17 protein-coding genes are annotated in these 20,164 nt (G+C 65.2%); 10 read left to right on the forward strand and 7 right to left on the reverse strand.

Going from position 1 to position 20,164, the window contains the following annotated elements:
- Window positions 1–23 precede the first annotated feature (23 nt).
- Genes DEIPE_RS01830 through alr form a run of 3 tightly spaced genes read left to right on the forward strand, consistent with a single transcriptional unit; the run spans window position 24 to window position 3,037 of the window.
- A complete protein-coding gene (locus DEIPE_RS01830) occupies window positions 24–1,187 on the forward strand; it encodes an ABC transporter permease (RefSeq protein WP_015234282.1) in 1,164 nt (387 codons plus the stop codon).
- Window positions 1,188–1,243: 56 nt separating this feature from the next.
- The gene (locus DEIPE_RS01835) at window positions 1,244–1,942 is read left to right on the forward strand and encodes an ABC transporter ATP-binding protein (protein WP_015234283.1); all 699 of its coding nucleotides are present in this window, start codon (window positions 1,244–1,246) and stop codon (window positions 1,940–1,942) included.
- Window positions 1,943–1,951: 9 nt separating this feature from the next.
- On the forward strand, window positions 1,952–3,037 hold the full coding sequence (gene alr / locus DEIPE_RS01840; RefSeq protein WP_015234284.1) for an alanine racemase: 1,086 nt from the start codon (window positions 1,952–1,954) through the stop codon (window positions 3,035–3,037).
- Between the two features lie 133 nt (window positions 3,038–3,170).
- Here alr and trpD read toward each other — a convergent pair whose 3' ends face one another.
- The 4 genes from trpD to trpE form a co-directional block, all read right to left on the reverse strand.
- A complete protein-coding gene (gene trpD / locus DEIPE_RS01845; protein WP_041231077.1) occupies window positions 3,171–4,172 on the reverse strand; it encodes an anthranilate phosphoribosyltransferase in 1,002 nt (333 codons plus the stop codon).
- A 92-nt stretch (window positions 4,173–4,264) separates the two neighbouring features.
- On the reverse strand, window positions 4,265–4,861 hold the full coding sequence (locus tag DEIPE_RS01850) for an anthranilate synthase component II (RefSeq protein ID WP_015234286.1): 597 nt from the start codon (window positions 4,859–4,861) through the stop codon (window positions 4,265–4,267).
- Window positions 4,858–5,238, reverse strand: coding sequence for a tautomerase family protein (locus DEIPE_RS01855; RefSeq protein ID WP_015234287.1), 381 nt, complete (start codon window positions 5,236–5,238; stop codon window positions 4,858–4,860). Before DEIPE_RS01855 ends, DEIPE_RS01850 begins: the two co-directional genes overlap by 4 nt.
- Window positions 5,238–6,644: an anthranilate synthase component I gene (gene trpE / locus DEIPE_RS01860; protein WP_015234288.1), complete on the reverse strand. Its 1,407-nt coding sequence runs from the start codon at window positions 6,642–6,644 to the stop codon at window positions 5,238–5,240. The genes DEIPE_RS01855 and trpE overlap by 1 nt, the downstream gene beginning before the upstream one ends.
- Before the next feature lie 377 nt (window positions 6,645–7,021).
- Here trpE and DEIPE_RS01865 point away from each other — a divergent pair, with 377 nt between their 5' ends.
- Window positions 7,022–7,489, forward strand: coding sequence for an 8-oxo-dGTP diphosphatase (locus DEIPE_RS01865; protein ID WP_015234289.1), 468 nt, complete (start codon window positions 7,022–7,024; stop codon window positions 7,487–7,489).
- 8 nt (window positions 7,490–7,497) lie between these two features.
- On the opposite strand, the gene DEIPE_RS01870 is transcribed toward DEIPE_RS01865, so the two are convergent.
- The gene (locus DEIPE_RS01870) at window positions 7,498–7,914 is read right to left on the reverse strand and encodes a hypothetical protein (RefSeq protein WP_015234290.1); all 417 of its coding nucleotides are present in this window, start codon (window positions 7,912–7,914) and stop codon (window positions 7,498–7,500) included.
- Window positions 7,915–8,067: 153 nt separating this feature from the next.
- Between DEIPE_RS01870 and DEIPE_RS01875 the strand changes: the two genes are divergently transcribed.
- Window positions 8,068–9,132, forward strand: coding sequence for an NADH:flavin oxidoreductase/NADH oxidase (locus DEIPE_RS01875; protein ID WP_015234291.1), 1,065 nt, complete (start codon window positions 8,068–8,070; stop codon window positions 9,130–9,132).
- Between the two features lie 96 nt (window positions 9,133–9,228).
- On the opposite strand, the gene DEIPE_RS01880 is transcribed toward DEIPE_RS01875, so the two are convergent.
- Window positions 9,229–10,467, reverse strand: a complete 1,239-nt coding sequence (locus DEIPE_RS01880) for an MFS transporter (protein WP_015234292.1) — start codon at window positions 10,465–10,467, stop codon at window positions 9,229–9,231.
- A gap of 222 nt (window positions 10,468–10,689) precedes the next feature.
- On the opposite strand from DEIPE_RS01880, the gene DEIPE_RS01885 reads away from it, so the two are divergent.
- From DEIPE_RS01885 to DEIPE_RS01905, 5 genes are all read left to right on the forward strand, one after another.
- Window positions 10,690–11,364, forward strand: coding sequence for a PspA/IM30 family protein (locus DEIPE_RS01885; RefSeq protein WP_015234293.1), 675 nt, complete (start codon window positions 10,690–10,692; stop codon window positions 11,362–11,364).
- A gap of 325 nt (window positions 11,365–11,689) precedes the next feature.
- A complete protein-coding gene (locus DEIPE_RS01890) occupies window positions 11,690–12,367 on the forward strand; it encodes a hypothetical protein (RefSeq protein ID WP_245557577.1) in 678 nt (225 codons plus the stop codon).
- A gap of 74 nt (window positions 12,368–12,441) precedes the next feature.
- Window positions 12,442–14,298: a 1-deoxy-D-xylulose-5-phosphate synthase gene (gene dxs / locus DEIPE_RS01895; RefSeq protein WP_015234295.1), complete on the forward strand. Its 1,857-nt coding sequence runs from the start codon at window positions 12,442–12,444 to the stop codon at window positions 14,296–14,298.
- Between the two features lie 149 nt (window positions 14,299–14,447).
- On the forward strand, window positions 14,448–16,961 hold the full coding sequence (gene glgP / locus DEIPE_RS01900) for an alpha-glucan family phosphorylase (protein WP_015234296.1): 2,514 nt from the start codon (window positions 14,448–14,450) through the stop codon (window positions 16,959–16,961).
- A 132-nt stretch (window positions 16,962–17,093) separates the two neighbouring features.
- Window positions 17,094–17,984: an EamA family transporter gene (locus DEIPE_RS01905; RefSeq protein WP_015234297.1), complete on the forward strand. Its 891-nt coding sequence runs from the start codon at window positions 17,094–17,096 to the stop codon at window positions 17,982–17,984.
- A 37-nt stretch (window positions 17,985–18,021) separates the two neighbouring features.
- Here the strand turns inward: DEIPE_RS01905 and DEIPE_RS01910 are convergent, their stop codons facing one another.
- Entirely contained in the window at window positions 18,022–20,151 is a 2,130-nt protein-coding gene (locus tag DEIPE_RS01910) for a S8 family serine peptidase (protein ID WP_015234298.1), read from the reverse strand.
- Window positions 20,152–20,164 lie beyond the last annotated feature (13 nt).

Below are 20,164 nucleotides of genomic sequence, written 5' to 3' on the forward strand. Positions count from 1 at the left end.
AGGTTTCGCCGTATCGTGACGCCATGTCAGTGCGTGATCTGTGGCAACTCGCGTTCCGTGGCCTGCTGCGCCGACCCGTCCGTACGGTCCTGACGGCGCTGGGCATCACCGTGGCAGTCGCCAGCATGGTGATTTTCCTGTCGCTGGGCGAGGGCCTGCGGCGCGTCTTCGCGCAGGAACTGAGCAATATCGGCCCGGACGTCCAGGTGTCGCTCAGCGGCTTCACTCAGGGCTTCACCCCATCCCCCGAACTGCCGGAGGCAGATACCGTCGCCCGGCTCGAGGGCCTGCGCTCGGAACTGGGCATCGAGCGCATCACGCCCGTGGTCATCGGCGTGCGCGGCGGACTTGATCCCTCGCAGAGCTACGTGCTGTACGGGCTGCCTGCCGCACAGGGCGTGGCGGCGGTGTTTCCGAACGTTCAGGCCGCGCAGGGCCGGCTGCTGCGTCCTCCGGACGAAAATCAGGCGGTGGCGGTCGTAGGTGCCAAAGCTGCCGAGAATGCCGGGCTGAAGCTCGGCTCGACCTTGCGGCTCAACCGCCGTGACAGCGTGCAGGTGGTGGGTATTCTGGCCCCGGCAGGCAGTTTCACCGATTCGTTCATCCTGTTGCCCATTCGCACCCTGCAACGGGCTTCAAGCGCACAGGGACGCGTCTCGACGGTCGCACTCAAACTGCGCGAGCCCACCACTGCACAGGCGGCGGCAAAGACCATCACCGAACGGCTGGAACTCGAAGCGCAGACGCAAGGCGACTTCCTGCGTTTCGTGGACCGCGCCCTGCGCATTTCCGACGCGGTGCGTTTCGGAATCTCACTCATCGCCCTGATCGTGGGCGGGCTGGCGGTGGCGAATACCGTAATGATGGGTGTGTTCGAACGGACCCGCGAATTCGGAACGCTGCGGGCGCTGGGCGCACCTCCGGTGTTCGTGCGGCGGCTGGTGCTGACCGAGAGTCTGCTGCTGGCGCTGGTGGGCGGTGTCGGTGGCCTGCTGCTGGGCGCCCTGGGCATCTGGGGTGTGAACCTCTACACCCAGAATCTGGCGGGCATCAACGCGGCCGCATTGACGTTGCGCCTCACCTTGCTGGCGCTGGGCATTTCACTGCTGCTCGGCCTGCTGGCCGGGCTGCTGCCCGCACGGGCCGCTTCGAAAATGCGCATCACCGAGGCGCTCGGACGAATCTGACGGCGAGGTGGCCGCCAGGCCCGCAAACCCATTCAAGACTCACGGAAAGGCACCACATGCTCGAACTTCGGCAGGTCACCAAGACGTATCCCAGCGGCGAAACCTCCATTCACGCTCTGCGCGAGGTCAGCCACACTTTCGGCCCGGGGCTGACGGCGATCGTCGGGCCTTCCGGCAGCGGCAAGAGCACTTTACTGAACCTGATGGCCGGGTTCGACACTCCTTCCCGAGGCGCGGTGCTGGTGAACGGACAGGACCTGGGAGGGCTGAGCGAGGCCGGACGGGCCGCCTTGCGGCTGCGCCACTTTGGTTTCGTGTTTCAGAGCTACAACCTGGTGGCGATCCTGAACGCCGGTGAGAACGTCGAGTTTCCGCTGACCCTGCTGGGCCTGGCGCCCGCCGAGCGACGTGAGCGAGCAAAAGCGATGCTGGAACAGGTCGGGCTGGGCCAACGCACGCGTCACCTGCCCCCGCAGCTTTCGGGCGGCGAGCAACAACGGGTGGCGATCGCCCGCGCCCTGGTCACCGGGCCCGATATCATCCTGGCCGACGAGCCGACCGGGAACCTCGACTCCAAAACCGGCAGCGCCATTCTGGAACTCCTGGTGCAGCCGGCCCGCGACGGCAAAACGGTGGTGCTGATCACGCACGATCCGGAGGTGGCCGCCCGCGCGGATCAGGTGCTGCACATCCGCGACGGTGTCCTGCAGGAGAACGTGGCCCTGAGCGTCCCGCTTCCGGCGGCAGGCCGCTAGCATGCGTCGATGCTGCCGCGTGCCGAGGCCCTGATTTCGCAAGCCGCACTGCAACAGAACCTGCAGCTGCTTTCGCGCCATGCCGGCGCGCCCGTCCTGCTTCCCGTCAAGGCAGATGCGTACGGGCACGGCGCCGTGCTGGTGAGCCGCGCAGTGGACGAGCTGCCCGAACTGTGGGGTTACGGGGTCGCTTCGGCCGATGAAGCGCTCGAACTGATCGAGGCGGGCGTGCGCAAACCGGTCCTGCTGCTGACTCCTGCGCCCGGTGAGGACCTGCCCGAACTGTCAAAACTGGGCGTGCGGGTCACGGTGTCCTCGGCACGCGAGTTGCGCGGGCTGCCGGCTTCGGCGCGCGTGCATCTCAAGGTCAATACCGGCATGAACCGCCTCGGAGTGCGCCCCGCCGAGGCCGCCGACGTGGCCCACGCGCTGGCGGCACGCGGGCAGCTGGAAGGAATATTCACGCATTTCGCCAGTTCGGAGGGTCCGGACCTCACGCGTGCCGAAGCGCAGCTGAGCGCCTTTCGTGAGGTCCTGAGCACCGCGCCGAGGGTGCTGGCGCATGCCTGCAACTCGGGTGGGGTCTTCAATTTCGGTCGCCGCGCCGCGTTCGATCTGATCCGGCCGGGCATTGCCGCTTACGGATACGCGCCCGATGCGCACCTGAAAGGACAACTGCCGCTGCAGCCGGTGCTGCGTCTTCGCGCGCGGATCGGGCACGTTCACCGGGTACAAGCCGGTGAGGCGGTCAGTTACGGCGCCCTGTGGCGCGCCGAGCGTGAGAGCGAGATCGCGGTGCTGGGCATCGGTTACGCCGATGGCTACCCACGCCCCGCGACCGGGCGGGCGCAGGTGATCGTCCACGGAGAGATGCGTCCGGTGGTGGGGCGCATCTGTATGGACCAGTGCATGGTGGACGTCAGCGGCCTGAACGTGCAGCCGGGCGGCTGGGTGGAAGTCCTCGGGCCCGGTCCGATCGACGCCGACCACGTGGGCGAGTGGTCCGGCACCATCAGCTACGAGGTGCTGACGGGCATCGGGCGACGTGTCCGGCGGACACTGGTGCCGGTGGAAACCAGGCGTGGCATGGCCTGACCTGCGCAGTTCGTGAAGCGGACACCATTGGTACACCGGATCGCCTCGGAGGACTGGCCATGCCGCCCGAAGTGCAGCAGCAAACCAGCGTCCGTTCACGCGGGAGCCTGAAGCGCTCCGCCGGACCTCACGTTTACGCGGCGGGAGCTTCGCCACGTGTCCAGGCGGCGTAGGTTCGCAGGGTTTCCCAGGCCGCGCCGCTGGCCAGCACGGAGCGGGCAAGCTCCACACCTGCGCGGAGATCATCCGACTTTCCGGCGAGGTAGAGGCCCGCTCCCGCGTTGAGCGCCACGATGTCCTGCTGCGCCTGCGTGCCGCTCCCTTGCAGGAGGTGGCGCGTGATCGTGGCGTTCTCTTGAGCGTCGCCGCCGGTGAGGGCACTGCGGGGATGCAGCGGCATGCCGAGGTCCTCCGGGTGAACCACGAAATCACGCACCTCACCACCGCGCAGTTCGGACACGGTCGTCGGACCGCACACCGTCAGTTCGTCGAGGCCGCTTCCATGCACGACCAGTGCGGCTTCACTGCCGAGCAGCCGCAGGACCTGCGCCAGCTTGTGGGTCAGTTCGGGCTGGAACACGCCGATGACCTGATGCGTCGCTCCCGCGGGGTTGGTGATGGGTCCCAGCATGTTGAATACGGTGCGGGTTCCCAGCTCGGCACGCACCGGCGCCGCGAAGCGCATGGCGGGATGGTAATTGCGGGCAAACATGAATCCCACACCCAGTTCGTTCACGGCGCCCGCGATGACTTCCGGGGTCGCTTCGAGGTTCACGCCGAGTGCTTCGAGCAGGTCGGCACTGCCCGCACGGCTGCTTGCGGCGCGGTTGCCGTGCTTGGCGACCCGCACGCCCCCCGCCGCGACAACGAACGCCGCCGTGGTGGAGATGTTGAAGGTGTGCGCGCCATCTCCGCCGGTTCCGCAGGTGTCGAGCAGCACACCGCCACGCGCGATGGGCAGCTTCACCGCGAATTCACGCATGGCACGTGCGAAACCAGCGATTTCCTCGGGCGTCTCGCCGCGCACCCGCAAGGCCGCGAGGGCCGCCGCGAGACGCACACCGCTCATGTCTCCTGCCATGACTTCACGCATGAAGCTCGCCGCTTCCTGCTGGTTGAGGGCTTCACCGTTCATCAGTTTGCCGTGGGTGCTCAAAGGAAACTCCTGTCCGCCTTGCGCCTTCGGCGTTCAGCGAGGAAAAGGCAAAATAGCGAAGTACACGCGCCTCAGCTCGGGTCCGGTGAATCGGTCAACGCCAGGAAATTCGCCAGCATCGTCAGGCCACCCTCACTGGCAATGCTTTCCGGGTGAAACTGCACACCGTAAATCGGCAAATCGCGGTGACGCAGGGCCATCAGGGTGCGCGTGCCGTCGGTTTCGGTCACCCAGGCGGTGGGAATCAGGGTGTCGGGCAGGTCTTCCACGACCAGGCTGTGGTAGCGCGTGACGGTCAGGGCTTCGGGCAGGCCGCTGAAGACATCTTCTCCCCGGTGTTCGATAACGCTGGTTTTGCCGTGCATGGGAATTTTGGCCCGCACGACCTTGGCGCCGAATGCCTGACCCATGCTCTGGTGACCGAGGCACACGCCCAGCATGGGGTACTCACCCTTGTACCGCTCGATGACGGCCACCGAATGTCCGGCTTCGGTGGGCGTGCAGGGACCAGGAGAAATGACGATGGCGTCGGGGTTGAGCGTGCCGATCTCTTCGAGCGAGAAGGCGTCGTTGCGCCACACGGTGAGGTCGGCGCCGAGTTCGCCGAGGTACTGCACGAGGTTGTAAGTGAAGCTGTCGTAATTGTCGATGACCAGAACGCGTTTCATACGTGGACCTCGTACGGAAGGTGATGCTCGTCAGCGCACACACCACGAATTCCCCAGTGTGCGCGGGGCGTTTTAAAAAAGGTGATTTCCAGATCGCTCGTTGCCAGCCTCACACCGGCATGCAGCGAGCGACAAAGTTCGTTCATCAGCCGCTTTCCTGGTTCCGTGGCGCGGCCCCCGAACATCGGGAGTTCCGCAATCAGGTCGTGCTCGCTGCGGTTATCCGAACAGATGAAGTCTGCCTCGTTCTGCAGGACAGAACGGTGAAACCGCTTCTTTTCAGGCAACTTCAGGACACGCATCAGGCACCCGAGCATGGTCTGCAACAGGAGTTGCGGCCCTCTGCCATGCACACCGGACTCTTGCAGCGGCGCCATCACAGACCCTCACTGGCAAGTTCGACTGCCCGCATCAGGGCCGCAGCCTTGTTGATCGATTCCTGGTATTCCTCGGCGGGGCTGCTGTCCGCGACCACACCGCCACCCGCCTGAATGTGCATCATGCCGTCCTTGATGACCATCGTGCGCAGGGTAAGCGCCATGTCAAGGGCGCCGCTGTGGCTGATGTACCCGAACGCGCCGCCGTACGGTCCGCGCCGGGTGGATTCGACTTCCTCGATGATCTCCATCGCGCGGATTTTCGGCGCGCCGGAGACAGTGCCCATCGGCAGGACGCTCGCGAGTGCGTGCAGGGGCGTCTTTCCGGGCGCGAGCCGGGCGCGCACGCCGCTCACGAGGTGCATCACGTGGCTGTACTTCTCGACGCTGAAGGCGTCCTCGACCTTGACGCTGCCGTACTGCGCGACGCGCCCGAGGTCGTTGCGGCCCAGGTCGACCAGCATCAGGTGCTCCGCGCGTTCCTTCTCATCGGCGAGGAGTTCGCGTGCGAGCGCTTCGTCCTCGGCCGGGGTCTTTCCGCGTTTGCGCGTTCCCGCGATCGGTCGCGTGACCACCGTTTCGCCGTCGCTTTTCAGCAGGCTTTCCGGGCTGCTCGCCACCAGCGTGACGTCCCCGAGATCGAGGTAGCCCAGGTAAGGACTGGGGTTCAGGGCGCGCAAGGCCCGGTACAGCGCAAAGGGATGCGCGCTGAGCGGCGCACTGAAACGCTGGCTGGGCACCACCTGAAACACGTCCCCGGCACGGATGTACTCCAGGCAGCGCTCGACGGCGGCCATAAAGCTTTCGCGCGTGAAGTTGCTTTCAAAGGTGGGCTTGCGGGTGGGCCGGTCTCCGGGTACGCCCGGCAGGGGCCCGCGCAACTGGCGCACCAGGCGGTCCACGGTGCGCTCGGCGCGTGAAGCGTCGTCATCGACGGCCACGACGAACAGCCGGTGCGCCAGGTGATCGAACACCACCATGCCTTCCGGGACCACGAACAGCGCGTCGGGCACTCCGAGTTCGTCAGGGTTTTCCTCCGGCAGGCGTTCGTACGAGCGGATCAGGTCGTAGCTGGTGTACCCGACCGCGCCGCCCACGAACGCCGGGAGGCCCTGCGGAATCTCGACTTTGCGCACCACCTTGTCGTACAGCAAGGCAAGCGGGTCCTGCGTGGTGTGTTCTCCTTCGCCGAACACGCCGCTCAGGCGAACGTGGCCGCTTCGGTACTCGAAGCGGCCACGTTCGCCCACACCGATGAACGAGTACCGCCCAAGGCGCTCACCCGCTTCGACGGATTCCAGCAGAAAGCTGGGGCTCTGGGCGACTTTCAGGTACGCGGTGACGGGCGTGTCGAGGTCCGCGAAAAGTTCGCGGACGCGGACGGCAGGTTGGGCAAGGGTTTCCACGAAAGTCACTTCCTTCTGGGGAGACAAACGTCGGCTTCTGGGAGGATGGACATCTGGGGATACAAAAAGCCGCCCAGGCGATTGTCCTGGGCGGAACACGAAAGCAGAGCGGCACCCAGGACTAGCTGGGCCACCACCACGGGCGCAGGGCGCAGATGTCCGTGCTCGCGGGCCGTACAGGACCCGGAAACGAGACGGCGCGCGGCGCGTTCATGGCTTCAGGATAGGCCGACACCGGAAACCAGGCGCCCTGAGTTGTCTAGCCGGGTCGAACACGGCGGCCGCCTGCCTCCAGGGGCGTCTTTTACGCTCCGGGCCCAGCACACGTGGCCGGCCTGTTCGAGACTGCACCGACCCCTGCTTTAAACTGCAGCGACATGAAACGCTGCGCGGTCCTCCTGCCCACCGATGGGAAGCGCGTGCTGCTGGGCCTCAAGAAACGAGGCTTTGGTCAGGGAAAGATCGTCGAGCTCGGCGGCAAGATCGAACCGGGCGAGTCACCCGACGACACGGCACGGCGCGAGCTGCACGAAGAGTCCAACTTGCAGGCCCTGGATACCCACGCGGCCGGAGAGGTGATCTTCGAGTTCTCCGCACGGCCTGACCTGAACCTGCACGTTTTCGTGTTCGTCACCCACCGCTGGGAGGGCGTACCCTGCGAATCGGACGAGATCGCGCCGGAGTGGTTCGAAACGGCGGCCCTGCCTTACGCGCGGATGTGGGCCGACGCGCCGCACTGGCTGCCACAGGTCCTGCGTGGCGAACAGGTCAAGTACCGGTTCGTGTTCGCCGATGATGGCGAAACCATCGCCCAGATCACTCTCCTGGAGGAACACGCTCACTGACCCCTGCCTTACTCGCGCAGGGCTACGGCCAGATCATCGGACGTGGTGGCCTTCCAGCCTGCCCACTCGATCCACAGGTCACGCAACCGTTTCACGGCGCGCAGGAGTGCCGCCTCGACCTCGGGCGTCAACTGGCCCTCGGCCATCGCCCAGGCTACCGTGAGGTCAACCTTGGCCCACAGGAAACGGCTGGAGTGCCCGTAGGTTCCGTCGTAGACGTAGGCGACGTCCAACCAGTCGAATTCACCGAAGCGTGACCAGATCATGTCGGAAATCAGCGCGTCCGACGAACGGCAACGCTTGGCCGCCTCGTCGATTCCCCGTTCACGACACTCCTGCTCGGCGATCAGCTCGATGTCGCGCTCGGCGGTCTCCCGAAAGGCGGCCTCGATGGCGCGGCGCGCCTGGCATTGACTGTCGTTCATCGTCGTCAGTGTACGCAGGCCTGGCTTGCACGAGTCTTACGAGAATCGAAGGGCCTCTTTAGAAAAGTCCCGCCTGGCCGTGGGGCTCTGGACATTCAGCGTTTGGTGAGAAACACCGTAATCCGGTGACAGGCCGAACCGTACATTGGCGTGGTGAGTGCCCTGTTCTCGTCTTTGTCGTTGCGTGATCTCAGCTTGAAAAATCGTCTGGTCGTTTCCCCGATGTGCATGTACTCGGCGAAAGAGGGACTGGCCAATGACTTTCACCTCGTCCACCTGGGCGGTTTTGCGCTGGGCGGGGCGGGGATGATCGTCGTGGAGGCCACTGCCGTGAGCCCGGAGGGACGCATCAGTCCCGATGACCTCGGCTTATGGCGCGACGAGCACATCGCGCCGCTCACCCGGATCACCGACTTCGTGCGCGAGTACGGCAGCTTTAGTGCCGTGCAGCTCGCACACGCCGGTCGCAAGGCCAGCACCTACGCACCCTGGAAAGGTCGCGGGGCCGTGCCCGACATCGGGGGCGGCTGGAGCGTCCTGGGACCGAGCGCACTGGCCTACTCGGACATTTACCGCACACCGCGTGAAATGACACCAGAAGACATCGCGCGCGTCGTGAACGATTTCCGCGACGCCACCCGGCGGGCCATCCTGGCCGGCTTTGACGCCGTGGAGATTCACGCCGCCCACGGCTACCTGCTGCATCAGTTCCTGTCTCCCCTGTCAAATGCACGCACCGACGACTACGGTGGAAACTTCGAGAACCGTACCCGGTTGCTGCTGGAAGTCACGCGGGCGGTGCGCACGGCCTGGCCGAGCCACCTGCCGCTGCTGGTCAGGCTCTCGGCGACCGACTGGGTGGAAGGAGGCTGGAGCATCGAGGACACAGTGCGCGTGAGCGCAATGCTTTCACTCGAGGGGGTCGACGTGATCGACGTGTCCTCGGGCGGCCTCAGTGCCGATCAGCAGATTACGGTCGAACCTGGTTACCAGGTGCCGTTCGCGGCGCGCGTGCGGGCCGAGGCCGGCATGAAAACCATGGCGGTCGGCCTGATCACCGAACCTCTGCAAGCCGAAGCGGTGGTCAGTGAAGGCGCCGCTGACCTGGTGGCCGTCGCGCGGGCCTTTTTGCGCGATCCGCACTGGCCCCAGCATGCCGCGCACGTCCTGGGCGTCGACATCCCCTGGCCGGTACAGTACGAACGCGCCAAGCTCTGAGGTCCTCTATGATTTCTGGCTGCAGGCACCTTCTGGTCTTCAGCCGGAACACGAAAAACGATCCGGGTCGTCAGATTCAGCCCCGTCCTTCTGGCCCTAGGCGAGCGCGGGTTTGGGAGCGCGGCGGATGCCCTGCGAAAGCGCTCCGGCTGCCAGGGACAGGATCGCCGCGGCCACAAAGGCGGTCCCGTAACTGCCCAGCACGTCGCGCGCCACGCCGCCCAACCAGGCGGCCAGGGCGGCACCCAGCATGTGTGCGAAAAAGACCCAGCCGTAGACTATACCGACGTTGCCGCGCCCGAACGTGTCCGCCACAAGGGCCACGGTGGGCGGCACGGTGGCAATGTAATCGAGGCCGAACAGCACGGCGAAGGCAATCAGACCCGGGCCAGGCGGAATGAACAGCAGCAGGAACAGGCTCACGCCACGAAACGCGTAGTACAGGCTCAAGAGGGCGCGTGGATCGTACCGGTCGGTCAGGGCGCCCGAAGCGATGGTGCCGACGAAGTTGAAGACGCCCATCAAAGCCAGAAATCCGGCCGCGACCCCGGGCGTCAGGCCCTGCTCGGTGCAGTAAGCGATGAAATGCGTACCGATGATGCCGTTGCTGGTAGCGCCACACACAAAAAAAGTGGTTGCCAGCAGCCAGAACGCCCGGGAACGCAGCGCCCGGCGCATGATGCCCACATCCGGACGGATACCTGGCAGGGCCTGGTTTTCGTGCAGTCCCAGCGGTCGCTCACCCATCTGGCCGGGTGAATCGCGCATCAACAGCCAGGCAGGCAGCAGACAGGCCAGCGCCAGCGCACCGATGACCAGCGTGCTGCTGCGCCAGCCCACCGACGCCGAAAGCCCGGCGAGCAAGGGCAGAAAGAGCAGCTGCCCGGCCGAGCTCGCCGCGCCGAACAGCCCGGTGACCAGGCCGCGCTTCGCGACGAACCAGCGCGTGGCCACCGTGGCACCCAGCACGCTGCCGACCAGACCGGTGCCCAGGCCGCTGAGGAGCCCCCACAGCAGGTAAAGCTGCCAATAATTGCCGATCAGGGCGCTCAGGCCAAAACTGACACCCGTGACCAGCAAGCCCAGCGCCGTTACGTGCCGGGGTCCGAAACGGTCCATCAGGGCGCCGCTGATGGGCCCACCCAGGCCGAACATGATGAGGCCCAGCGAAACGGCAAAGGACAACGTCGCGCGTGAATAACCCAGATCACCTTGCATGGGCAGCAAAAATACTCCGGGCGCGCTGCGTGCTCCGGCGGCCAGCAGCAGGACCAGGGCGGTGACCGCGACCACCACCCAGCCGTAAAAAAGGCGCTGTTTTGCGATCGTCGTCATGTGCTGCTCCTTGGTCGCTGCCCACTTCCGCGCAGTCCCGAAAGTATACCTTTTCTCAATGTGCACGCCGTGTCCGCGCCGCTTTATAAGCGGTGCGCGTGGTACAACAGCACCACGTATCAGGCTGCCGTCCACCGTGCGTTCGTTCAGGGCCGGCGGGAAACTTTTTGAGCGCGCGTCACGTACTTAACGTCACAAGCTTACCCTCACAAGGAGGAATCCATGAGTATTCTTGAACGCCTGTCCCGTCTGCTTCGTGCCAATGTCAACGACATGATCTCCAAGGCCGAGGACCCCGGCAAGATCATCGAGCAGTCGCTGCGCGACATGCGTGACGCTTATCAGCAGGCCCGCAGCGAGGTGGCCGAGTCGATGGCGCAGCTTTCGAAGCTGGAACGCGAACAGAACACCAACCAGAAAATCGCACAGGAGTACGGCAACAAGGCCGCTGAAGCGCTCAAACTGGGCAGCGAGGATCTGGCGCGCGAAGCGCTGCGCCGTAAAAAGAACCACGAGGACCTGGCAGCCGGTTTTGCCGACCAGGTCAAAGTCCACCAGACGACCGTCGATCAGCTCAAAACGCAGTTGCGGGCGCTGGAAGCCAAGATCGACGAGATGGAAGCCAAGAAGGAACTCCTGCAGGCCCGGTCCTCGACGGCCAAGGCCAGCGAGACCCTGGAGCGCATGAGCGGCTTTGATCGCTCGCAGGGCGCCCTCAACGCCTTCGACGAGATGGAGCGCAAGGTCGCTGCCCAGGAAGACCGCGCGCGCGCCATGGGTTCGCTGCGCGAGGAAGGTGACATCGACGCGCAGCTCAGGAATCTGGGCCGTGACGCCGAAATCGACGCTGAACTCGAAAAACTCAAGCAGCAGATTGGTGGTTCCAGCAACAGTTGAGTTCGGTGGAGCAAATATCCATGATGGTCCGGCCACCGGGGCGAGCGAACTGCTCGCCTTCTTTTTTGCTCAGGTTGCCTTGTTCAGGTTGCCTTGCAGGGACGTTTGCCGGAAACGGCTCACCAGAAAACAGTAGACTGAATCCAGTGAACGCTGTTTCTTGCGTCCTGGCATTCCAGGGCGAGCATCCCGCCGGGAGGCGCCGGAGTGTCAGGCGCCCCAACACCGGGCTGGCCCCTCAGGCCTTTCGTCTCCCTTTCTGTAGCTCGTCAAACCTGTCAGATTTGACAGTTGTGCGGAGAACCTCTTCCCTATGCTGAACAATGTGTCTTTCCGTGAGGTTTCGCGCGCGCTTGCCGTGTTGCTCTCCACCCTCGCCCTTGCTGCGTGCGCGCCGCGCGAAACTGCGCCCAGGCAGGCGACGGCCTCGACCAACGTCACGGCGGTGTCGTTCTATCCGGCCCAGGTGGGCCTGAGCTGGAGCTATCTGCCCGAGGGCGAAGCGCTGACCAGCCCGCCCTACACCCTGGCCTCGCAGGGCGCCACGTTGTTTGGTGACCAGGCCGCACTGGCCTTTCGTTTCTCCGGACGTGGGGCCGAGCAGACAAACTACCGGCAGATCAGCGACGACGGTCAGTTTCTGCTGGGCTTCACCAAGCCAGGGCTGACCGTGACGCTCACTCCTCCGCTGCGTGAGTACCCGCCCGTGAATGCCTGGCGCGCCGGCCTGTCCTGGTCGGGGCAAACGACCGTCCGCGTCATCAGCGACAACAAAGTCGTGCAGGAAGGCACCGTGCAATACCGCTACACCGTGCTGGAAAAACGCAACGTCAGCGTACCGGGCGACACCCGTGACGTGTGGGTCATCAACCGTCAGATCAGCGGCAGTGCTGCGAGCCTGTTTCCGGAGGCCAACCAGAACTTCTGGTTTGCACCTTACGCCGGCGAGATGCGCACACCCGAAGGGCTGCTGCAGATCAGCCGGAACTACCGGGGAAGCTGAATGTCGCGCTCTGCGAAGGCTGGGCAGCAAGCGTTGCACGGCCGTGATCCACTTCGCCCAACCGGAGGTTTGTAGTGCTCGAAAACATCAACTCACCCGACGATCTCAAGAAACTTTCCAGGGAAGAGCTGCCCCAGCTTTCGCGGGAGCTGCGTGACGAGATCATCCGGGTGTGCTCGCTGGACGGCGGCCACCTGGCGTCCAGTCTGGGGGCTGTCGAGATCATCGTCGCGCTGCACTACATGCTGAACTCACCGCGTGACCGGATCCTCTTCGATGTGGGACATCAGGCTTACGCCCACAAGATGCTCACCGGTCGACGTGACCGGATGCCGACCATCAAGAAAGAAGGCGGCCTGTCAGGCTTTACCAAGGTGGGCGAGTCCGAACACGACGCCATCACGGTCGGGCACGCGAGCACTTCGCTGGCCAACGCGCTCGGCATGGCCTACGCGCGCGACAGCCTGGGTCAGGACTACCGCATCGCGGCGGTCATCGGTGACGGCGCCCTGACGGGTGGCATGGCGCTGGCTGCGCTGAACACCATCGGCGACAGCGGCAAGAAAATGCTGATCGTGCTCAACGACAACGAGATGAGCATCTCGGAGAACGTCGGCGCGATCAATAAATTCATGCGCACCCTGCAGGTGCAGAAGTGGTTCCAGGAATCCGAAAGTGCCGGCAAGAAGACGGTGGGCGCCCTCAGCAAGCCGCTGGCCGACATGCTGTCGCGCGCCAAGGACAGTGCCCGGCACTTCTTCGATCCGGCCAGCGTGAACCCGTTTGCCGCGATGGGCCTGCGTTACGTCGGCCCGGTGGACGGTCACGACGTGCGCGAACTGGTATACCTGATCGAGAAACTCAATGAGCTCGATGGTCCTACCATCCTGCACGTGGTGACCAAGAAGGGCAAAGGCCTGCCCTACGCCGAAGAGGACCCCATCAAGTGGCATGGTCCGGGCAAGTTCGACCCCGCTACGGGCGCCTCACCCCAATCGAGTGCTTACAGCTGGTCCAACGCCTTCGGTGACGCCGTCACGGCGCTGGCCAAGGAAGACCCGCGGCTGTTCGTGATCACCCCCGCCATGCGTGAGGGCAGCGGACTCGTGAAGTACAGCCAGGCTCACCCCAGTCGCTACCTCGACGTGGGCATCGCCGAGGACGTCGCGGTGACTGCCGGTGCGGGCATGGCCCTGCAGGGACTGCGGCCGGTCGTGGCAATCTACTCGACCTTTCTGCAACGCGGTTACGATCAGGTCGTCCACGACGTGGCCCTGGAGAACCTGCCCGTGATTTTCGCGGTCGACCGGGGCGGCGTGGTCGGCGCGGACGGTGCGACGCACAACGGCGTGTTCGATTTGAGTTTCCTGCGCTCCATTCCCAACGTGCAGATCGCCCTGCCAAAAGACACCCGGGAGCTGCGCGGCATGCTGCGGGGCGCGCTCAAGGTGGGTGGGCCGGTGGCCATCCGCTATCCGCGCGGCAACACCGACCGCGTACCCGAGGGTGAGTGGCCCGAACTCGCCTGGGGAAGCTGGGAGCGGCTGCGGGCGGGGGACGACGTGGTGCTGCTGGCAGGCGGTAAAGCGCTGGAGTACGCACTGGCCGCAGCCGAAGGTCTGCCGGGCGTGGGCGTGGTCAATGCCCGCTTCGTCAAGCCGCTCGATCTGAAGATGCTGCGCGAAGTGGCTCAGCAGGCGCGGGCATTGGTGACGATCGAGGACAACACCCGCGTCGGAGGCTTCGGCTCAGGTGTGCTCGAAGCGCTGAGCGACCTGAGACTGGGTACGCCCGTGCGCGTGCTGGGAATTCCGGATGAATTTCAGGAACACGCCACGGTGGCGCGCGTGCACGCCCGCGCCGGCATCGACGTACAGGCCATTCACACCGTGCTGGCCGAGCTGGGCGTGGACGTTCCGCTGGAAGTGTAGTCTGCAGGTCTTGAGCACGGAGCGCGTGGAAAGGAGCAGGCCACTCGCTCTGTGCCGTATCAGGCGACGCGCCTGCGCTCGGCGACCACTTCGACGTATGTGGTCTTGAATAAAACGTGAGAAATACACTGTGGTGTAGACTCGATCGGATGAACGTTCTTGGCAAAGTCACGGTGCTTCCCAAGCTGCCCGCAGAATTGCGGCGCCTGGAGGAGCTGGCCTACAACCTGTACTGGAGCTGGACACCGCACGCGCAGGCGCTGTATCAGGATCTCGACCCGGCGTTATGGGAGCGCTTCAATCATAACCCGCTGCGCGTGCTGCTCGAGGTGGCGCAGTCGCGGCTGGACGAACTCGCGCGTGACTCGCGTTACCTCGCGCGCGTCCGTCGGGTACTGGCTGACTTCGACGCCTACCTGCAGGCTCCCACCACCTGGGCAAAGCACAACGCCGCCGAGCTGGGGCAGATCGCGTATTTCAGCATGGAGTACGGCTTTTACGAAAGCCTGCCGATCTACTCGGGCGGCTTGGGCATTCTGGCCGGTGATCACTGCAAAAGTGCCTCGGACCTTGGCCTGCCTTTTGCGGCAGTCGGGCTGCTCTTTCACCAGGGGTACTTCCGCCAGATGATCAACAAGGACGGCTGGCAGGAAGAAGCGTACGACGAGCTCGACCTGACCACCCTCCCGATCAAGCCAGCCCGCACCCCGGAAGGCAAGGAAGTGCGCTTGGCCGTTCCGGTCGCCGGTCGGGACGTGCATATCCGGGTGTGGACGCTGCTCGTCGGGCGCATCCCGGTCTACCTGCTCGACACCAACGTCCCCGAGAACAGTGAGGCTGACCGCGCGCTCACCGCGCGCCTGTACGGGCCAGGGCAGGATCTGCGCATTCAGCAGGAACTGGTGCTCGGCGTGGGCGGCGTGCGGGCGCTGCGTCAACTGGGCGTCAACGCCACCGTCTTTCACATGAACGAAGGACACGCCGCGTTCCTGGGTCTGGAGCGCATCCGTGAACTGGTGCAAGGCGGGCTTGACTTCGCTTCGGCCGTCGAGGCGGTCGCATCGGGAACCATTTTCACCACCCACACTCCTGTCCCAGCCGGAAATGACGCCTTTCCGCTGGACCTGGTCGGACGCTACCTGGGCGACTGGCCCGCACAGTTGGGTACCAGCTGGGAAGCCATGACCGAGCTGGCCCGCCACGACCAGCCCTGGGGACAGACTTTCAGCATGACCGTGCTGGCCCTGCGCCTTTCGCGCGCGGCCAACGGCGTCTCGGAACTGCACGGCGAGGTCAGCCGTAAAATGTGGAACTTCCTGTACCCGGGCGCCAGCGAGGACGAGGTGCCGGTGGGCCACGTCACCAACGGCGCCCATACCCTGACTTTCCTGGCACAGAAGCTGCGGGACCTGTACGCCAGCGTACTGCCCGAGGACTGGCAGGAGCGGATCGAGGATCAGGCCATGTGGGAAGCGGCCATTCCCGGTATCCCCGACGAGAACCTCGTGGCGGCCCTGCGCGACCTGAAGCTCGACATGATTCAGTTCGTGCGTGGCCGCCTGCAAGAGCAGCTGCGTCGCAACGGCGCGAGCGCTGCTGACATCAAGGCGGCGGGCTCGGTGCTGTCACCCGAGGCGCTCACCATCGGCTTCGCGCGCCGCTTTGCCACCTACAAGCGCGCCACGCTGCTGTTTCGTGACCGCGCGCGCCTCTCGGCCATTCTGAACGACCCGGCGAGACCGGTGCAGTTCGTCTTTGCCGGCAAGGCCCACCCGGCCGACAATCCCGGCAAGGCCTTCATTCAGGAAATCTACCGCATGAGCCAGGAAGCGGAGTTCCGCGGCAAGATCGTGATTCTGGAGAATTACGACATGAACGTCGCGCGCCATCTAGTGCAGGGCGTGGACATCTGGCTCAACAATCCGCGCCGTCCGCTGGAAGCTTCGGGCACCTCGGGCATGAAGGCCAGCATCAACGGCGCGCTGAATTTCTCGATCCTGGACGGCTGGTGGCGCGAAAGCTTCGACGGGACCAACGGCTACGCCATCGGGGACGAGCGCGAGTTTTCCAGCCTTGACGTGCAGGACGACGCCGACAGCTTCAGTCTGTACGAAACCCTCGAAGACCAGATCGTGCCGCTCTACTACCGCCGCGATGAGCGCGGCTTCAACCACGGCTGGCTCGAAAAAGTGCGCCGCGCCATCATCACGGTCGCGCCGCAGTTCAGCATGCAGCGTCAGGTCATCGATTACACCCAGAAGTACTACCTACCGCTCAGTGCGCGTGCTCAGCAGGTGTGGGCGAACGACTTCGCACTGGCGCGCGAGTTGGCGGCCTGGAAGCGCTACGTGCTGGAGCAGTGGCCGAATACCACCATTCAGGCCAGCGCCGACGTGCCCGCCACTGCCGAGCCCGGCCAGACCCTGAAGGTCCGTGCCCAGGTGAACGCTGCCAACCTGTCCCCGCGTGATGTGCGCGTGGAAGCCATCCTGGAGCGCGAAGGACAGCGCGAACGCGTGGTCCTTTCGCACGGTGGCAACGGCAGCTACGAAGGAGAGATTGCGCTCTCGAACAGCGGACTGTATACCGTATCGGCGCGCATGCTGCCCTCGCGGCCCGAGCTGGCCGGCGAACTGGAGCTTGGGCTGATCAAATGGGCCTGACCTGAAAACTGGAGTTCGGGCCGGGGCACCGCAGTGCCCCGGCCCGGCTTTTGGGAGGCACACTGTCCCACCTTCATGCCCACAGCAACCTGTTAAAGTGGCCCCCATGCACCGTGCCGCCGGGAGGCTGTCATGACGCCCCTCATCACCCGGAAATGGGAACTTCCGCCCACCACGGCCGTGCTGATGGCCATCGTTTCGATTCAGGGTGGAGCGGCACTGGCCAAGTCCCTCTTTCCGGCTGTCGGTCCAGGCGGCACCTCGGCGCTGCGCATCGGCTTCGCGGCCCTGATTCTGCTGGCGATGTGGCGTCCGCGCCTGTCGCGCTACTCGCGCGGCGACCTTGCCACCACCGCGCTGTTCGGGGCGGCGCTGGGACTGATGAACCTGTGCTTTTACGCCTCGATCGAGCGCATTCCACTCGGACTGGCGGTCACCCTCGAGTTCGTCGGTCCGCTGGGCGTGGCGGTGTTCGCTTCGCGGCGCAAGCTCGATTACCTGTGGGCAGTGCTCGCAGGCGCCGGCATTCTGCTCATTTCACCGCTGGCACCGGGCAGCGCCATCGACCCTCTGGGCGTTGGCCTCGCGTTACTCGCCGGTGGTTTCTGGGCAGCTTACATTCTGGTCGGGGCACGCCTCGGGCGCGCCTTCAGCGGCGGACAGGGGCTGGCACTCGGCATGCTGGTCGCTGCGCTGATCGCCCTGCCTTTCGGGGTGGCCGAGGCTGGGGGTTCGTTGCTGGCGCCGCATATCCTGGTGCTCGGCCTGGGGGTAGCACTGCTGTCTTCCGCTCTCCCTTACTCGCTGGAAATGACGGCGCTCAGACGCCTGCCCTCGCGCACCTTCAGCATCCTGATGAGTCTGGAGCCGGCCGTGGCCGCCATGATGGGCTTTGTGCTGCTGCACGAAGCGCTGAGCGGTCGCCAGTTGCTGGCGATGGTCCTGGTCATCGCGGCAAGCGTGGGTGCCAGCCTCAGCGCCTCGTCCAAAAAGCTTCCTCCACCCGAGGGTGGAGGAAGCTGACGCGGCATGGTCCGGGAAGCACCCGACGAGGCTCAGGTTAGCGAACAGGCGGCCGCGCCAGCATTCTCTGAACGCCGCGAAGCTGCGCGCCCGTCAGCTTCAGGTCGGCAATGTCGGTCACCAGTTCCATTTGCAGCTTGATGCCGCCTTCCGGCGGATTGAGCATGTACTCGGAGTAACCGAAGTAGTCGCCCGCGTTCAGCTGGTCGTCCTTGTTGGTGTCATGAACGGCATAGACAAAGTACCAGCCGGGCCCGCGGTTCGGAATGGCGAACGGGCTGGTGGTGCCATCGGTGTCGATCACGAGACTGCCGGACTTGGACTCGTCGTACACCCACTTGCCCTGGTAGTAGTCCGCCCTGACGTGGGTGCCCCGAATCCCGAGTGGTGGACCGACCCGCAGGTTCAGGGCGGTGGTCGCGCGCTGATCGCCGCTCACCCCGGTGATGGGCACGCTGTAGATACCCTCTTTGGCGCTCGTATCGACGGTGAGGGTCAAGGTGCTGCTCGTCCCGGTGGCAGGGTCGGGGTCGAAGCTGGCCCGAACTCCCGTGGGCAGAGTGCCGACGGACAGGTCCACTGCGCCACCGAAGCCGGCCGACCGCTCGATCTTGATGGTCACGCTCCTCGAGCTGCCCTGCTCGATCTGCAGGTTGTTGGCCGGTGACAGCGCGAAGATCTGCGCGCCGCTCAGTGCGGCTTGCACGGCCGCTGCGGCGTTGATCAGCCCGGCGCCACAGCTCTCGCCGTTTGGCGTGTTGCAACTGACCGGCTGCGCGGTGTTTTCCATCAGGCGCTGCAGTTCGAGGGCGCTGAGAGCCGGAGTGACGGCGCGCATCAATGCCGCCAGGCCCGCCACGTGCGGCGCGGCGTACGAGGTTCCGGCGCCGCCGGCATAGGTGAACTGCCCACTGTGGCGCGTGAGGCTCCACACGCCGTCGCCCGGGGCACCCCCCGGCGCCATTACGCTCAGCACCGAGCCGTAGTTCGAATAACTGGCGCGCGCACCGCTGCGGGTGGTGGCGCCCACCGCCATCACGCCCTGGCAATTGGCCGGGAAGGTCCCACTGGCGTTGTCACCCACCCCATCCTTGCCGCCGTTGCCCGCCGCGACCACGATGAGGGGCTTTTTCGGCCCACCCAGCGCCTTGTTGATGGCCGCCTGAAAAGCCGTGCCGCAGGTGCCCTCGCCGCCCAGGCTGAGATTGATGACGTCCGCCGGCGTGGGGTTGTTGGGCACACCTGCCGAAGCCACGCCCGCCGCGTAGAGCAGCGCGTCGATAATGTCCGAGGAGGTGCCGCCGCCAGGTCCCAGCGCGCGCACGGGCAACAGGCGCGTGCCCCAGTTCACGCCGGCCATTCCGACGCGGTTGTCGCTCGCAGCGCCCACGATGCCCACCACGAAGGTGCCGTGGTATGAGGGGCTGGTCGGGTCATCACCGACATCGTACGGATCGCCGTCCCGGCCATCGCCGTCACCTGAGCAGGCCGCTCCGGTATTGCAGTTGGCATTGGTGATGAAGTCGTAGCCGGGCAGGAGACGCTCGGAAGGCAGATCTGGGTGGCTCGCCGCCACGTCGCCACGCCGGTACAGAATTCCAGTGTCGATGATCGCCACGACCGTCGAATTGGCGCCGATGGTGGTATTCCAGGCCGTGGGTAGCCTGATCCCGCCGCTGCCGTCCTGCAAGTTCCACTGCCGGGTGGTGTAGCTGGGATCGTTGGGTGTACGCCACGCCCGGACGATGCGGTCGGGCTCGGCATATTCGACGTCGGGCCGCGCAGCGAGCTCACGGGCCGCGGCCTGCGTCGCCCGGGCGTCGGCGCCGGGAACGCGGTAGACGCCCGCACCGTCGATGGCCAGCGCGCGCACCCGCTCGACCGGCGCGCCCTTCACGCTGAGAAGGCTCAGCGACTGCGCCGAGACGCCCGATTTGAACTTCACGATCAATTGGCCGGCCACGATGTTTTCGGCACTGGTCGGCGACTCCGCAGGGACACCTAGGGTATCGGGAACGTAGCCCACCGTTCCGGAAAAGTTTCCCCGGGTGTTCGGTGCCGGAGGCAGGCTGTCCTCGTCAAGAGGCCCGTTGTTGAGGTTCGTTTGGCCACAAGCGAGCAGGCCGGCGATGAGTGCCGGGGCAAGCCAGCGAAAAGGATGTTTCATTCAGTCTCCAAGG

The organism is Deinococcus peraridilitoris DSM 19664 (assembly GCF_000317835.1).
Taxonomy (GTDB): Bacteria; Deinococcota; Deinococci; order Deinococcales; family Deinococcaceae; genus Deinococcus_A; species Deinococcus_A peraridilitoris.

Bases quoted from the DNA above. Each gene is read 5' to 3' on its own strand.
- DEIPE_RS01830 (WP_015234282.1), top strand. From the start codon at position 24: ATGTCAGTGCGTGATCTGTGGCAACTCGCGTTCCGTGGCCTGCTGCGC.
- DEIPE_RS01835 (WP_015234283.1), top strand. From the start codon at position 1,244: ATGCTCGAACTTCGGCAGGTCACCAAGACGTATCCCAGCGGCGAAACC.
- alr (WP_015234284.1), top strand. From the start codon at position 1,952: ATGCTGCCGCGTGCCGAGGCCCTGATTTCGCAAGCCGCACTGCAACAG.
- trpD (WP_041231077.1), bottom strand. From the start codon at position 4,172: ATGAACGGTGAAGCCCTCAACCAGCAGGAAGCGGCGAGCTTCATGCGT.
- DEIPE_RS01850 (WP_015234286.1), bottom strand. From the start codon at position 4,861: ATGAAACGCGTTCTGGTCATCGACAATTACGACAGCTTCACTTACAAC.
- DEIPE_RS01855 (WP_015234287.1), bottom strand. From the start codon at position 5,238: ATGGCGCCGCTGCAAGAGTCCGGTGTGCATGGCAGAGGGCCGCAACTC.
- DEIPE_RS01865 (WP_015234289.1), top strand. From the start codon at position 7,022: ATGAAACGCTGCGCGGTCCTCCTGCCCACCGATGGGAAGCGCGTGCTG.
- DEIPE_RS01870 (WP_015234290.1), bottom strand. From the start codon at position 7,914: ATGAACGACAGTCAATGCCAGGCGCGCCGCGCCATCGAGGCCGCCTTT.
- DEIPE_RS01880 (WP_015234292.1), bottom strand. From the start codon at position 10,467: ATGACGACGATCGCAAAACAGCGCCTTTTTTACGGCTGGGTGGTGGTC.
- DEIPE_RS01885 (WP_015234293.1), top strand. From the start codon at position 10,690: ATGAGTATTCTTGAACGCCTGTCCCGTCTGCTTCGTGCCAATGTCAAC.
- glgP (WP_015234296.1), top strand. From the start codon at position 14,448: ATGAACGTTCTTGGCAAAGTCACGGTGCTTCCCAAGCTGCCCGCAGAA.
- DEIPE_RS01905 (WP_015234297.1), top strand. From the start codon at position 17,094: ATGACGCCCCTCATCACCCGGAAATGGGAACTTCCGCCCACCACGGCC.
- DEIPE_RS01910 (WP_015234298.1), bottom strand. From the start codon at position 20,151: ATGAAACATCCTTTTCGCTGGCTTGCCCCGGCACTCATCGCCGGCCTG.